Annotated in this window: 14 protein-coding genes; 6 read left to right on the forward strand and 8 right to left on the reverse strand. The window is 71.7% G+C overall.

Annotated features, from left to right (window positions below; all coding sequences use genetic code 11):
* Positions 1–21 precede the first annotated feature (21 nt).
* Positions 22–1,635, forward strand: coding sequence for a DUF2207 domain-containing protein (locus ABT294_RS47760; RefSeq protein ID WP_350813181.1), 1,614 nt, complete (start codon positions 22–24; stop codon positions 1,633–1,635).
* Positions 1,636–1,639: 4 nt separating this feature from the next.
* Here the strand turns inward: ABT294_RS47760 and ABT294_RS47765 are convergent, their stop codons facing one another.
* Entirely contained in the window at positions 1,640–2,530 is an 891-nt protein-coding gene (locus ABT294_RS47765) for an asparaginase (protein WP_350813182.1), read from the reverse strand.
* Between the two features lie 58 nt (positions 2,531–2,588).
* Here ABT294_RS47765 and dtd point away from each other — a divergent pair, with 58 nt between their 5' ends.
* The 3 genes from dtd (at position 2,589) to ABT294_RS47780 (ending at position 3,911) form a co-directional block, all read left to right on the forward strand.
* On the forward strand, positions 2,589–3,014 hold the full coding sequence (gene dtd / locus ABT294_RS47770) for a D-aminoacyl-tRNA deacylase (protein ID WP_350813183.1): 426 nt from the start codon (positions 2,589–2,591) through the stop codon (positions 3,012–3,014).
* Between the two features lie 73 nt (positions 3,015–3,087).
* Entirely contained in the window at positions 3,088–3,489 is a 402-nt protein-coding gene (locus ABT294_RS47775; protein WP_350813184.1) for an SRPBCC family protein, read from the forward strand.
* Complete coding sequence (locus ABT294_RS47780; RefSeq protein WP_350813185.1) at positions 3,489–3,911, forward strand: MarR family winged helix-turn-helix transcriptional regulator; 423 nt, start codon at positions 3,489–3,491, stop codon at positions 3,909–3,911. Before ABT294_RS47775 ends, ABT294_RS47780 begins: the two co-directional genes overlap by 1 nt.
* A gap of 36 nt (positions 3,912–3,947) precedes the next feature.
* On the opposite strand, the gene ygfZ is transcribed toward ABT294_RS47780, so the two are convergent.
* The 4 genes from ygfZ to ABT294_RS47800 form a co-directional block, all read right to left on the reverse strand.
* Positions 3,948–4,889, reverse strand: coding sequence for a CAF17-like 4Fe-4S cluster assembly/insertion protein YgfZ (gene ygfZ / locus ABT294_RS47785; RefSeq protein ID WP_350813186.1), 942 nt, complete (start codon positions 4,887–4,889; stop codon positions 3,948–3,950).
* 80 nt (positions 4,890–4,969) lie between these two features.
* Positions 4,970–5,383: a Fur family transcriptional regulator gene (locus ABT294_RS47790; RefSeq protein ID WP_350813187.1), complete on the reverse strand. Its 414-nt coding sequence runs from the start codon at positions 5,381–5,383 to the stop codon at positions 4,970–4,972.
* A gap of 350 nt (positions 5,384–5,733) precedes the next feature.
* Positions 5,734–6,030 (reverse strand): DUF2470 domain-containing protein, encoded by a 297-nt coding sequence (locus tag ABT294_RS47795; protein ID WP_350813188.1) that lies wholly within the window; start codon positions 6,028–6,030, stop codon positions 5,734–5,736.
* Positions 6,027–6,515, reverse strand: coding sequence for a heme-binding beta-barrel domain-containing protein (locus ABT294_RS47800; RefSeq protein WP_350813189.1), 489 nt, complete (start codon positions 6,513–6,515; stop codon positions 6,027–6,029). Before ABT294_RS47800 ends, ABT294_RS47795 begins: the two co-directional genes overlap by 4 nt.
* A gap of 89 nt (positions 6,516–6,604) precedes the next feature.
* On the opposite strand from ABT294_RS47800, the gene ABT294_RS47805 reads away from it, so the two are divergent.
* Positions 6,605–6,967, forward strand: a complete 363-nt coding sequence (locus ABT294_RS47805) for a DsrE family protein (RefSeq protein WP_350813190.1) — start codon at positions 6,605–6,607, stop codon at positions 6,965–6,967.
* A 5-nt stretch (positions 6,968–6,972) separates the two neighbouring features.
* On the opposite strand, the gene ABT294_RS47810 is transcribed toward ABT294_RS47805, so the two are convergent.
* Positions 6,973–7,689, reverse strand: a complete 717-nt coding sequence (locus ABT294_RS47810) for a type 1 glutamine amidotransferase (RefSeq protein WP_350813191.1) — start codon at positions 7,687–7,689, stop codon at positions 6,973–6,975.
* The gene (locus tag ABT294_RS47815) at positions 7,679–8,908 is read right to left on the reverse strand and encodes a MurT ligase domain-containing protein (protein ID WP_350813192.1); all 1,230 of its coding nucleotides are present in this window, start codon (positions 8,906–8,908) and stop codon (positions 7,679–7,681) included. The genes ABT294_RS47810 and ABT294_RS47815 overlap by 11 nt, the downstream gene beginning before the upstream one ends.
* A gap of 170 nt (positions 8,909–9,078) precedes the next feature.
* On the opposite strand from ABT294_RS47815, the gene ABT294_RS47820 reads away from it, so the two are divergent.
* Positions 9,079–9,501 carry a YjdF family protein gene (locus ABT294_RS47820; protein WP_350813193.1) on the forward strand — a complete coding sequence of 141 codons (423 nt, stop codon included), beginning with the start codon at positions 9,079–9,081 and terminating at the stop codon, positions 9,499–9,501.
* Between the two features lie 41 nt (positions 9,502–9,542).
* Here the strand turns inward: ABT294_RS47820 and ABT294_RS47825 are convergent, their stop codons facing one another.
* Positions 9,543–12,503, reverse strand: coding sequence for an ATP-binding protein (locus tag ABT294_RS47825; protein ID WP_350813194.1), 2,961 nt, complete (start codon positions 12,501–12,503; stop codon positions 9,543–9,545).
* Positions 12,504–12,532 lie beyond the last annotated feature (29 nt).

Below are 12,532 nucleotides of genomic sequence, written 5' to 3' on the forward strand. Positions count from 1 at the left end.
GAACCGCTACGATTTGCGGCCATGACCGGTACCAGGCGCACGCTCGCCGTCCTCGGCACAGCCGCTCTGACCATGGCCGCCGCCATCCCGGCCACGGCGGCAGCGGGCATCACCGACGAGGTGACGATGACGCTCGCCAAGAACGGGACCCTGCACGTGGTCGAGAAGATCGGCGGCGCGTCGGGCCAGTTGGAGCGGACCATCCCCACCAGCGTCCGCTACGACGACGCCAACGACCGGCTGTTCCAGATCTCGAACGTCAAGGGCGGCACGCTCGACGGCGACCGGCTCACGGTGAAGGCGCCGGGCACCGTCGAGTACGACGTCAAGGGCGCCATCAGCCAGGCGGGCGACATCGAGGAGCTGCGCTGGTACCCGGTGAGCGGCTGGAGCACCCCGGTCACCAAGGCCACCGTCAAGGTGAGCGGCCCCGGCCAGGTGCAGAACCTGTCGTGCTTCGCCGGCGAACCGACGTCGGCGATCTTCTGCACGTCCGGCTCGATGGACCACAGCGCCACCCAGGCGGACTTCGAGCAGGACGGCCTGAAGCCCGGCGAGGCGCTGACCGTGGTCGTCGGCTACCCGAAGGGGTCCACCGGCGCGACGGCGATCCTGGAGAGGCGCTTCTCGCTGGCCACCGCGTTCACGCTGAACACGGTCACGGGCGGCGCGCTGGCCGCCCTGCTGGTGCTGCTGCTCGGCGGGGTCGCCCTGTTGTACTGGACGCGCGGCCGTGACGCGCGGATCGTGGACCACGAGCGGCACCACGACGGCAGCGCCGCGGCGAACGGGCACTTCTCCCCTCCCGACGGGGTGCGTCCCGGCCAGATCGGCACGCTCGTCGACGAGCAGGCCGACGTGGTGGACGTGACCGCGACGATCGTGGACCTGGCGGTCCGCGGCTACCTGCGCATCGACGAGCAGCCCAGGCAGACCTACGACGCGCCCGACTGGATGCTGGTCAAGCTGCCGTCCGCGCCGGTTCTCGCGCTGTTGCCGTACGAGCGGGCGCTGTACGAGGCGATCTTCGACGACCGCGACGCGGTGCTGCTGTCGCAGCTGTCGGGCGCGTTCGCCGGGCAGCTCGGCAAGGTGCGCGACGCCCTGTACACCGACGTGGTCGAGCAGGGGTGGTTCGCGCGGCGTCCCGACACCGAGCGCACCAGGTGGACGGTGATCGGCCTGGCGCTGATCGGCGCCGGGCTGGTGGCGACGGTCGGCCTGGCCTGGTTCACCACGTACGGGCTGCTCGGCCTGGCGCTGGTCATCGCGGGCGGCGCGCTCGCCGTCGGCGGGCAGTACATGCCCGCCAAGACGGCCAAGGGCTCGGCCGCGCTGGCCCACACCCTGGCCTTCCGCGAGTACCTGTTCTCCGGCGAGCTGGGCGAGGTGCCCGAGCAGCACCGGGTGGAGCTGTTCTCCCGCTACCTGCCCTACGCGGTGATCTTCGACGGGGTCGAGCACTGGTCGCGGGTGGTGGCCTCCGTCACGGGCAACGGCAGGCAGAGCGACAACCTGTACTGGTACCAGGGCCCGGCGGAGTGGGACCTGTCGAAGTTCGCCGGCTCGATGCGCACGTTCACCACCACGACCTCGGGGGCGATCTCCGCGACCCGCCAGTTCCGGACCCTCTAGCCGGTCAGCGGATACGCAGCTCGCCCACCGGCCTGCCGCCGCCGAGGAGCGGCGGGGTCGGGTCGGGGGCGTCCACGCCGAGGGAGCGCAGGGCGGCCACGGTGGCCAGGCTACGGGCCCGGGGCGAGCCGTCCTCGATCTTGACGGTGCCCGCCCTGCCGTCCTCGAAGGTGAACGCCTCGAAGGCCTCGGCCCCCGCCTTCAGCATCAGGCCGGGCACGGCGCGCATCAGCTTCGCCTCCGGACGGTCGGTGCCGGACGTCCACTCGGGGTGGGCGCGCATGGCGTCGAAGACGCGCCGCTGGTGGGCGTCGCCGCGGGGGAACGACCGGAACGCGTGCGTCACCCCGACCATCGAGACGAAGAACAGCGGGGCGCCGCACCCGTCCACGCCCGAGGCCGCCACCCGCTCGCCCGTCAGGTCCTCCACGGTGGCGCGGATCGCCCGCTGCAGCGGGTGCTTCGGTTCGAGGTAGCTCGCGGTCGGCCAGTCGTTGAGCACGCAGGTGGCGAGCATGGCGGCGTGCTTGCCCGAGCAGTTCATGTAGACGCGTCCGCGGGTCGCGACGGACCTGTCCTCGGGGTAGTCCTCGGGGCAGAGCAAGGCCGACTCGTCCAGACCCGCGCCTGCCAGGATCTCGCGCACGCCTTCGACGTGGAAGGACTCGCCGGAGTGCGAGGCGCAGGCCAGCGCGAGCAGTTCGCCGTCCAGTGACAGGCCGCTGCGCAGCATGCCGAGCAGCTGGAGGGGCTTCATCGACGACCTGGGCGAGGCCGGGACGTGCACCGCGCCGTGCGCCTCGACCGGCCGGCCCTCGGCGTCGACGGTGAACATGCGGGCGTGGTGCGTGGACTCCACGAACCCAGACCGGACAACTTCCACAACAAGCGCCATTGCGCCCCCTTTCGGGACGAGTCTACGAACGGGACTCGCTACGCCAGAATGGGATGCCATGCGAGCAGTTGTACAGCGGGTGAGTTCCGCGTCCGTGGTGGTCGACGGGAAGACGGTCGGGGCGATCGACGAGCCGGGCCTGATGGTGCTGGTCGGGGTCACGCACACCGACACGCCGGCCGAGGCCGCGAAGCTCGCGGCCAAACTGTGGGGCCTGCGCGTCCTGCACGGCGAGAAGTCCTGCTCGGACGTCTCCGCGCCGCTCCTGGTGATCAGCCAGTTCACCCTGTACGGCGACACGCGCAAGGGCAGGCGCCCCACCTGGCAGGCGGCCGCCCCGGGCCCGGTCGCGGAACCGCTGGTCGAGGCGGTGGTCAGCGAGCTGCGAGCGCTGGGCGCGCACGTGGAGACGGGCAGCTTCGGCGCCGACATGCAGGTCTCCCTCGTCAACGACGGCCCGATCACGCTCGTCATCGAGCTGTGAGGACTGGACAGATAGTCTGCGCGGAGATAATCTCTGCGTAGGCTATTTCGTCGTCGGTCGATGGGAGACCACCATGTGGAAGTACGAGCACAGCGTCGAGACCACCGCTCCGGCCGAGGCCGTCTGGGCGCTCTACGCCGACGTGAACGGGTGGACCGCCTGGGACACGGGCATGGAGCGGATCGAGATCCTCGGCCCGTTCGCCGTGGGCACCGAGATCGAGATGACGCCCGAGGGCCAGGAGCCGGTGCGCATGCGCATCACCGCCCTGGAGGAGAACGCGCTGTTCGCCGACGAGACCGTGGTCGACGGGCTGACGGTGCGCTTCGTCCACCGCCTCGACCGCGTCGGGGCCGGCACCCGGGTCACCCACCGGGTCGAGGTGACCGGGCCGGGAGCCGAGCACGCGGGGCCCGAGATCGCGTCCGATCTGCCCGAGGCGATGGCGGCGCTGGTGAAGCTGGCCGAGCGCTGATGTCGCTCACCCCTGGCGACAGCCCCGGCTTCCTGATGTGGCGGGTCACGCTGCGCTGGCAGCGTGCCGTCACAGCGGCGCTGGCCCCGCTCGGCCTGACGCACGTCCAGTTCGTGCTGCTGGCCAGCATCTGGTGGCTGAACAGCCAGGGTGAGCAGCCCAACCAGCTCAGCGTCGCCAGGCACGCCGACACCGACGTCAAGATGACCTCACAGGTGCTGCGCAAACTGGAGGACAAGGGCCTGCTGGTACGCGAGGTGGACCCCACCGACACGCGCGCCAGGCGGCTCGCGCTCACCAGCCGGGGCCAGGAGCTCGCCCAGCGGGCCGTCGCCACGGTGGAGGCCGCCGACGCGGAGTTCTTCGCCCAGCTCCCCGACCAGCACGCCCTGATCACCACCCTGCGCACCCTGGGCGCCTGACGGCGCCTCATCGGGTGCGACAGGCGTACGGCGGGGCTACCTGATGCGGCGGCGCAGTGACGGGTCGATGGAGACGTTGCGGCCCGCGTCGGGCGGGACGATGACCTCCTGGCTCGCCGCCACGCCGCCGGCCAGGAGCGGCGCGTCAACCGGCACCGTCCGCTTGATCACGGCCAGCGCGATCGGGCCCAGCTCGTGGTGGCGGGCGGCCGAGCCCACCGTGCCGACCTCCTGGCTCTCGAAGATCACCGGTGCTCCGTGCACGGGCAGCGTGTCGACGCTGCCGTCGAGGTGCAGGAAGACCAGGCGGCGCGGCGGATGCCCCAGATTGTGCACCCGGGCCACCGTCTCCTGCCCCCGGTAGCAGCCCTTGCTGAGGTGCACGGCCGCGCCGATCCAGCCCACTTCGTGCGGGATCGTCTTGTGGTCGGTGTCGAAGCCGAGCCGCGGCCGGTGGCGCTCGATGCGCAGCGCCTCGTACGCCCAGAGCCCGGCCAGCGGCTTGCCCAGGTGGTCGGACAGCTCGGCCCGCGGCACCAGGACGTCCTCGTCAGAGGTGGAGAGCACGGCCAGCTCGCCCGACATGTCGGTCACCTCGACGCGGAGCATGAACCGCATCCGGTCGAGGTAGTCGATCAGGCTCGCCGACGCGCCGGGCTCGACGTGGGCCAGCACGGCCTCGCCGTCGTCGACCAGCGTCAGGTGATGCTCCACGTGGCCCTGCAGGTCGAGGACGAGGGTCTGGGCCCACTGCCCCGGCGCGAGCGTGTCGAGCTTCTGCGACGTGAGATCGTTCAGCCATTTCAGCCGGTCGACCCCGGAGACCCGCACCACTTCACGGTTGCTGCGGTCGACGACCGCCTCCCCCTTGGCCAGCGCGCGCTGCTCGGCGAACAGGTCGCCGTAGTGCGCCGCCACGTCGGCGTCGGGACCGTCGGCAGGGACGGCGCCGGGGAGATCGAGCAGAGGGCTACGCATGCCTTCAGATTATCGGCAGTTCCGACGGCGTCCGAAGACGGTGGGGGGATGCGACCCACCCGGCGGCCAGGTGACGCGGCCTACCGGCAGTTGCGGCATTGGCCGAAGACGGTCAGGTGGCGCACGTCCGCGACGAAGCCCAGCTCCTCGTCGAGCCCCTTGACCAGCCCCTCTGCCATCTCGGGCCGCACCTCCCCCACCTCACCGCAGTCGCGGCACACCAGGTGGACGTGGTCGGCCTCGGCCGCCAGATGGTACGTCGGCGCCCCGTGGCTCAGGTGGGTGTGGGTCACCATGCCCAGCTCTTCGAGCAGCTCCAGGGTCCGGTAGACGGTCGAGATGTTCACCCCACGGGCGGTCTCGCGGACCTTGGCGCAGATCGCTTCCGGCGTGGCGTGCTCCAGCTCCTTGACCGCCTCGAGCACGAGCTGCCGCTGAGGAGTCACCCGGTAGCCCTTGGCGCGGAGTTCCTCGTGCCACTGCGTCTCCGTCATGCTCCGAGTCTACGGCCGACGGATAATCGCTTGCCCGTTTCGTGGGCGACCGCATAGCTTCGTGAGTACGCGGAAAGGAGGTGGTCCAAACAATGGTGATTCATAGTTGGACTAGCGAGGTGGTTGTCCGCTAGCAGCGGACTGGTGTCTCGCGTCCGTTCTGGCGAATACGAGGCAACCACCGGGGCCCCCGACAGCCGGAGGGCGGGATCCGATCCCGGCCTTGGTCCATCCGGCCCGCCTGGTCGAACAGGCGGAGCAGGTCTGGGGGCCCTTCTTTGTTCCCCCACGATCCGGCGACCGCCGCGTGCTCAGTGCTCGTCCTTGGTGCTCGTCCTCAGTGCTCGTCCTTAGTGCTCGTCCCGCGCCGGGATGCCGAGCCGCGCGCACGCGTCGCGGTAGAGCCGCACGACCGCCAGGCGCACCTGCGGACGCTCCGTCAGCGTCTCGCCCCACGGCACCCGCACCAGCTCGCCGCCGTCGATCGTGAACTCGATCGCCTCCGCGTCGACGCCGCTGGTGGCGGCGGTCGTGGCGTCGGGACGCCCGCCGAGCCCGCGCACGATGACCAGCGCGTCGTCGCTGTGGTCGTCGTTCATGTGCCGCTTGATCGCCTCGACGACGTCGGACGTGAACGGCCCGCTCATGCCACCTTCTTCAGCTCGGCGGACATGTGGGACGTGAGCCTCTGCCCCACCGCGGCCATGTCGTAGGCCCACATCAGGTTGCCGTTGACCAGCCCGTAGAGCCGCCGACCCGCGGTGTACTCCTTGGCGGACGCAGTGCGGGCCACCACGTCGGTCTGCAGTTCGATCTTGTGGAAGACGACCTCGCCGACGTAGATCTCGACGATTCCGGTGGGGTGCGCGAGCACCACCTCGAGCTGCCGGTCGGGCTGCGGACGCCAGTAGCCGGTCTCGGTGGCCAGCGGCTTGACCCGGTTGCCGTCGTGGTCGAGCAGCCAGGTGCGGCTCACATAAGTCAGGAACGGCTTGCCGATGTGGCCGAACTCGATCTCCTGGCCGAAGTTGAAGCTCTCGATCGTCGGATAGCCGCCGACGCCCGCACCCTCCCAGCGGCCGAGCAGGAAGGCGATCGGCTCCAGATCGGGATGCACCTCAGGTTCCTCCATGTTCCCCAACCCTAGTCCCCACCCGAACGTCGCCCACCCGAACGTCCCCCGCCCGAGCAGCATGTCTCGGGGACGAATAGGGTGGCCGCATGGCACGATCACTGGTTATCAAGGTGACCGCCGGGGCCGACGCCCCCGAGCGCTGCAACCAGGCTTTCACCGTCGCGGCCGCCGCCCTCGCGAGCGGTGTCGCGGTCTCTCTCTGGCTGACCGGCGAGTCCTCCTGGTTCGCCCTTCCCGGCAGGGCCAAGGAGTTCACCCTGCCCCACGCCGCCCCGCTCACGGACCTGCTCGACGCCGTCCTGGCCGGGGGCCGGGTCACGGTCTGCACCCAGTGCGCGGCCCGCCGCGACATCACGGTCGACGACGTCATCGAGGGCGTGCGCATCGCCGGCGCCTCCGCGTTCGTCGAGGAAGCGGTGGCCAACGGCGCCCAGGCCCTGGTCTATTAAGAGGGTTACTGACCCGCCAGGACGGTGTTCAGGCGCTCCTGCCGCAGCTGGTCGTAGCGGAAGTCGTCGAGGGGCGCCAGTTCCACCCCGGCCCAGCCGAGGAGCAGGTCGGCGAGCGCCGGGTTACGGGCCAGCGCCGGGCCGTGCAGGTACGTGCCGACGATGTGGCCCGCGTAGCAGCCCTCGAACCCGTCGCCGTTCCCCACGCCCCTGACCGTCTTCGACAGCGGCTTGACGCCCGGCCCCAGGTGGGTGACGCCCATGTGGTTCTCGAAGCCCGTCAGAGTCGGCAGGCCGAGCGCCGCGTCGACCTCCGCGACCAGCTCGCCGACCGCGCGGGCCGGGCCGCGCGAGCTGGCGATGTCGATCAGGCCCACGCCGGCGACCGGCTGGCCCTCCTCGCCGCCGAACGTGCTGCCCATGATCTGGTAGCCCGCGCACACCGCCAGCATGGACGCGCCACGGGCGATGGCCCGGTGCAGCCCGCTGTCGCGGCGCAGCCGCTCGGCCGCGAGGATCTGCGGGCGGTCCTCGCCGCCGCCGATGAGGTAGATGTCACCCGTCTCGGGCACCGGGTCGGCCGAGCGGACGTGGACGGTCTCGACCTCGACGCCCCTGCGCCGGGCCCGCTGCTCCAGCACCAGCACGTTGCCCTGGTCGCCGTAGGTGCTCAGCAGGTCAGGGTAGATCCAGACGATCCGCAGGGCGCTGTCAGACTGCACGGCCGAACTCCGATCGGATCTGCTGGAAGGCGGTGTAGTTGGCGATCACGTCCACCCGGCCGGGCGGCTGCATGGCGAGGGCCTCGGTGAACGTGGCGCAGAGCGTGAACGGCACGTCGGCGACGTCCAGCCGGAGGGCCAGGTCGAGGCGGCGCTCGCCGGTGACGAACACCGGGCGGCCGCGCAGGATGCGGTAGTCGACATCCCACAGCCAGGACGTGTCGCGCCCGTCGGGGCCCTGCGCGTTGACCGACAGGATGATCGGCAGGTTCGGCTCGGAGACGTCGAACGCCTCCAGCCAGCCCGCCGGGTTCTTGGCCAGCAGCAGCCGCGCGTGGCGGCCGTCGCGCTCGACCGTGGTGTAGCGGCCCGCCACCGAGGTGACCTCGCGCAGCCGGGGCAGCGCCCGTTCGACCGGCAACCCGAACGCCTCGGCCACGGCCAGCGCCATCACCGCGTTGGACCGGTTGGCCAGGCCGGGAAGCTGGATGTCGAGCAGCCACCGCTGCCCGCGCGGATCGACGACGCTGTCGTCGTCGAGCACCCACTGCGGCTCAGGCCGGTGGAAGGTGCACTCGCGGCAGGCCCAGTCGGCGTCCTTGCGGTCGAGTGGGCCGCCGCACTCGGGGCAGCACCAGGAGTCCTCCTTCCAGCGCTGCCCGCCGGCGACCCAGGTGACCTTGGCGGCGGTCGAGGCGCCCCAGGTGACCAGCGGGTCGTCGCAGTTGGCGATGACGTGCGTGGGCTTGCCCGACAGCGCCCTGCGCCACTTCTGCGCCAGCAGCCAGATCTCGGCCGCGCGGTCCATCTGGTCGCGGCTGAGGTTCATCAGGCACACGACGCCCGCGCCGGTCGTGCCGAGCACCTCGGGGAGGTACTTCTCGTCGACCTCCAGGACGCCGTAGGGGGCGTCCTTGTGCTGGGACAGCGCAGAGACGTGCCCGGCGGGCATGTTCGCGCCGAACGCGTTCGTGGCCACCTCGCCCAGCTCCAGCAGCGCGGACGTGATCAACCTGGTCGTCGTGGTCTTGCCGTTGGTCGCGCTGACCAGGGCCAGCTTGCGATCGTGGGCCAACTTGCGCAGCAGGTCGGGTTCGAGCATCAGACCGACCCGCCCGCCGATCACCGAACCGTCGCCGCGCCCGGTCATCCTGGACAGCGTGGCAGCGCTGCGGCCCAGGGCGCTCGCGAGCTGAGCCCGCAGTGGAAGCTGGGTCATGTCATTGGATCCTAGTCGGGGTTGGACCTTAGTCTGGTGGAGCACACGAAAACGCGGCCCGGTTGGTAGCCCGGGCGAAAGCTCCGTGTATCCGCCCTTCCAGGGATGTCCGGTGTGCCGGAAGCGGCCTCGTCAGGCCGGCGTTTCGGCATACCCGATGGAGGGCATCCATGGTCACGCTTTCCGTCTACCTGGACGGGTCGTTCTGGGTGGGCGTACTGGAGATCGACGACGGCGGCGAGTTGCGCGCCACCCGGTTCACGCTCGGCTCGGAGCCGACCGACCCCGAGCTCTACGAGTACCTGATGCGGCACGGCCTGGCGCTGCTGGAGCAGGCGTCGGCCGCGCCCGCCGTCCGCTCGGACTCCCAGGCGGGCAGGCGCGTCAACCCCAAGCGCGCGGCCAAGCTGGCCGCCCGTGCCGCCGCGCGTGTCACGTCCAGGAGCACCGCCTCGCAGGAGGCGATGCGGCTGGAGCTGGAGGGCCGCAAACAGCAGGCGGCGGCAGACGCGCGGGACCGCCGCGAGGAACTGGCCCAGCACAGGCGGGACGTCGCCCGCCGCAAACGCATCGAACGCCGCCGCGACCACTGAGGCGGCTCCGGGCGACCGGCGAGCGGCGACCGGGGAGCGGGCTAGCCGGGCTCCGCGAAGGCGATCTCCGGGGCGCCGCCGTGGTCGAAGGGCAGGACGAACCGGCGGGGCCACGACAGCACACCCTCCAGCCACCCGGCCCCCATGGTCTGCCCGACATGCCGGATCCGCGCGGACGCCTCGACGCCGATCGAGACCGTGGTGATGTCGCGCTGCATCCCCTCGTTCTCGTCGTCGCCCAGGATCACCCGCCAGGCCAGCGCCCGGTTGTGGTCGACCTCCATGGACAGCGGGTGGAGCCGCAGCGCCTTGGCCCGGTGGCCGAGCAGCTCGGCCTGCACCAGCTCGGCCTGCGTGCCGCCGTCCTGCGGCTGGCGGAACAGCGCGTACTCCATGGGCGGCGCGGGGCTGCGCAGGTTCGGCGCGGGCTGCCCGTACGGGAAGAGCCTGTCGACCTCGTGCAGCCACCGCACCTGCGGGATCACCCACGACGCCCCCGGACGGTCGCCGCCGTTCTCCACCGCGGAGAGCAGCCGCGTGGCGGTCTCGGCGGCCTTCTCCGTGAGCAGCGCCGGGTCGAGCCAGCTGCGCAGCGACCAGGCGCGCCGCTGCACCGAGCGTTCCACCAGGGTGGCGAGCAGGCACTCGCGGCGGCGGGCGGGCAGGTCGGCCCAGGCCGCGGCGAGGGCGCGCGGCACGCCGGGCAGCGGCCGGTTGCTCACGAAGGCCAGCACGACCGTGTCGCACCAGATCCGCAGCCAGGCCCACTCGGGCGCGTCGGCCAGGACGTCCGCCTCGCGCAGTTCCACCAGCGTGCACGCCTGCCCGGTGCGGCACGCCGACCCGCAGGCCACCGACCTGCGGCCGCGGATCGGCGGCGCCGGGCTGGTCAGCGGTTTCTCGCGGGACTCCCCCAGTGGCACCCGCACCCGCAGCGGCCGGTCCATCCCGTCGGCGAACACCGCGGCGCACCCGGGCTGCAGGGAGACGACCTGGCGGGACTGCTCCTCGCTCAGGTTCATGGCCGCGCCGACGAGCTGCCTGTCGTCCTCGGCGGGCAGCCGGTGGACGACCTTGAGCGCGGTGTTCTTCACCACGTCCGAGATGAGCTTGGTCGGGATCTGCTCGGCCACCACGATGCCCTCGCCGTACGCCCTGATCTCCGCGAGCATGCCGGCCAGCAGTTCGACGGCGTGCGTGGCGGCCCGGCCGCTGCCCCGGTCGCGCAGCAGCCGGTGCGCCTCCTCGATCACGATGACGTGCCTGAGCCGCGTGGACTTCTCCTGCCTGGCGCGCATCCGCAGGTGCTCGACGATCCTGATGATCAGCGTGCCCATGAGGAACGCCTTGTCCTCGTCGTTGGCGACGTCCTCGATGGCCAGGACCACGTTGCGTTCCAGCAGGCCGCCGATGTCGGCGGGGTGGCCGCCCTCGAAGAAGCGCCCGGCGGAGCCGACCCTGAGCGAGCGCAGCCGCAGCGAGATGAAGCCCTCGACGTCGGCCTGGACCTCGCGGCCGTAGCCGATCTCCTGGATCACGTCCATCGCGTGCTGCTGGAGCTGTTCCAGGGTCGGCACGCTGGGCGGCACCTTGGAGCCCGGCACGGCGCCGCCGGTGACCACGTCCCAGCCGGTGGCCTCGTAGACGCGTTGCAGCGCCAGCGACATGATCTGCGGGAACGGCTCCTCGGCGTCGAAGGCCGCCATGAACAGCGCCCTGACCATGTCGATGTGCGCCTGGACGGGGTAGCCGGGCTCGGGTTCCAGCGGGTTGATGCTGAACGGCACGCCGGCCGGGGCCGACGGGTTGATCACGGTGACCGGCGCGATGGACTCGATGCGCCCCGCCATCGCGGCGTACTCGGACTTGGCCGGCTCGATGGCCAGCCACGGGATCCGGGCGTCGCTGAGCTGTTCGAGGAGGTGCCTGACGGTCTGCGACTTGCCGGAGCCGGTGGCGCCGGTGACGAAGGCGTGCCTGTTCAGCGTGGCCAGCGGCACCTTGAACGAGCCGACGCCGCGGTCCTGGCCGTCGAGGATCTCGCCCAGGTCCAGCTCGCCGTTGCCCGCCTCGGACGTGACGTCGAAGAACCCCGCCTCGAGCACCCGCACGCCGGGCACCTCGCGCCTGGGCAGCCCGGCCAGCGCGGCCAGCGCCCCGGCCGTCGCGGCGAACGGCGAGGCGGCGCCGTCGGACGGGTCCTGCGAGGTGATGGCCAGCGCCTCCGACAGCGTGTAGACGGCCCCCTGGGCGCTGCGCAGCCGGTAGGGGTGGTGGCCGATCTCGACCGAGCCGACCAGGACCGGGGCGATCTGCCGCAGCTCGTCGGCGGTGGCGCCGCCCGCCAGGACGCGCACGTTCCACAGGCCGGCCTCGCGGAAGGCGTCGAGCTCCTGCATGCGGCGCTCCGCCCGCTCGGCGTCGAACCTGGAGCGCTCGGAGGCGTCGCCGTACTGCCTGAGCACGTTGAGCTGGGTGCGCAGGTGGGCGACCTCGGCGTCGAGCAGGTCGGTCGGCTCGGCCACCACCAGCCAGGCGAACGGCCGCGACATCAGCGTGATCAGCGTGGACTCGAACAGCGTCGGCCGCTTCAGCTCGTCGGAGTCGGGCTCGCGCCGGCCCACGAGCGGCGGCGCCTGGCGTCCCGGGCAGGACGTCCACACCAGGTCGGCGAGGTCGGCCAGGTACTCCTCGTCGAGCTGCACGCCGCGCGCCCCGCCGGGGAACAGCAGCGGTTGCGGGCCCGCCGGGGGGCCCAGCGGGTCAGGCGCCCTGCGCGGCTGGCGCGGCGGCGACAGCGGCCCGGCGTTGGTGATCAGTTCCAGCGGCGCGCCGGAGCCGCGCGACAGCCAGCCGATCACGAACGGCCGGTCGCGCTGGGCGGCGGACAGGACGGCCGGGAGCACGGTGACGAAGTCCCACTCCGCTGACGAGCTTCGCGAGGGTGCGGCGATGGACTGGATTCGATACCAGGGCCCGCTCAGCGAGACACTCGGCTGCATTTGATCCCCCCACAGACGGTTCTTAGTAA

The sequence above is a fragment of the Nonomuraea sp. NPDC000554 genome (assembly GCF_040300065.1).
Taxonomy (GTDB): domain Bacteria; phylum Actinomycetota; class Actinomycetes; order Streptosporangiales; family Streptosporangiaceae; genus Nonomuraea.

Excerpts from the sequence above, each read along its gene's own strand:
- ABT294_RS47760 (WP_350813181.1), top strand. The coding sequence starts at position 22 with ATGACCGGTACCAGGCGCACGCTCGCCGTCCTCGGCACAGCCGCTCTG.
- ABT294_RS47765 (WP_350813182.1), bottom strand. The coding sequence starts at position 2,530 with ATGGCGCTTGTTGTGGAAGTTGTCCGGTCTGGGTTCGTGGAGTCCACG.
- dtd (WP_350813183.1), top strand. The coding sequence starts at position 2,589 with ATGCGAGCAGTTGTACAGCGGGTGAGTTCCGCGTCCGTGGTGGTCGAC.
- ABT294_RS47775 (WP_350813184.1), top strand. The coding sequence starts at position 3,088 with ATGTGGAAGTACGAGCACAGCGTCGAGACCACCGCTCCGGCCGAGGCC.
- ABT294_RS47780 (WP_350813185.1), top strand. The coding sequence starts at position 3,489 with ATGTCGCTCACCCCTGGCGACAGCCCCGGCTTCCTGATGTGGCGGGTC.
- ygfZ (WP_350813186.1), bottom strand. The coding sequence starts at position 4,889 with ATGCGTAGCCCTCTGCTCGATCTCCCCGGCGCCGTCCCTGCCGACGGT.
- ABT294_RS47790 (WP_350813187.1), bottom strand. The coding sequence starts at position 5,383 with ATGACGGAGACGCAGTGGCACGAGGAACTCCGCGCCAAGGGCTACCGG.
- ABT294_RS47795 (WP_350813188.1), bottom strand. The coding sequence starts at position 6,030 with ATGAGCGGGCCGTTCACGTCCGACGTCGTCGAGGCGATCAAGCGGCAC.
- ABT294_RS47800 (WP_350813189.1), bottom strand. The coding sequence starts at position 6,515 with ATGGAGGAACCTGAGGTGCATCCCGATCTGGAGCCGATCGCCTTCCTG.
- ABT294_RS47805 (WP_350813190.1), top strand. The coding sequence starts at position 6,605 with ATGGCACGATCACTGGTTATCAAGGTGACCGCCGGGGCCGACGCCCCC.
- ABT294_RS47815 (WP_350813192.1), bottom strand. The coding sequence starts at position 8,908 with ATGACCCAGCTTCCACTGCGGGCTCAGCTCGCGAGCGCCCTGGGCCGC.
- ABT294_RS47820 (WP_350813193.1), top strand. The coding sequence starts at position 9,079 with ATGGTCACGCTTTCCGTCTACCTGGACGGGTCGTTCTGGGTGGGCGTA.
- ABT294_RS47825 (WP_350813194.1), bottom strand. The coding sequence starts at position 12,503 with ATGCAGCCGAGTGTCTCGCTGAGCGGGCCCTGGTATCGAATCCAGTCC.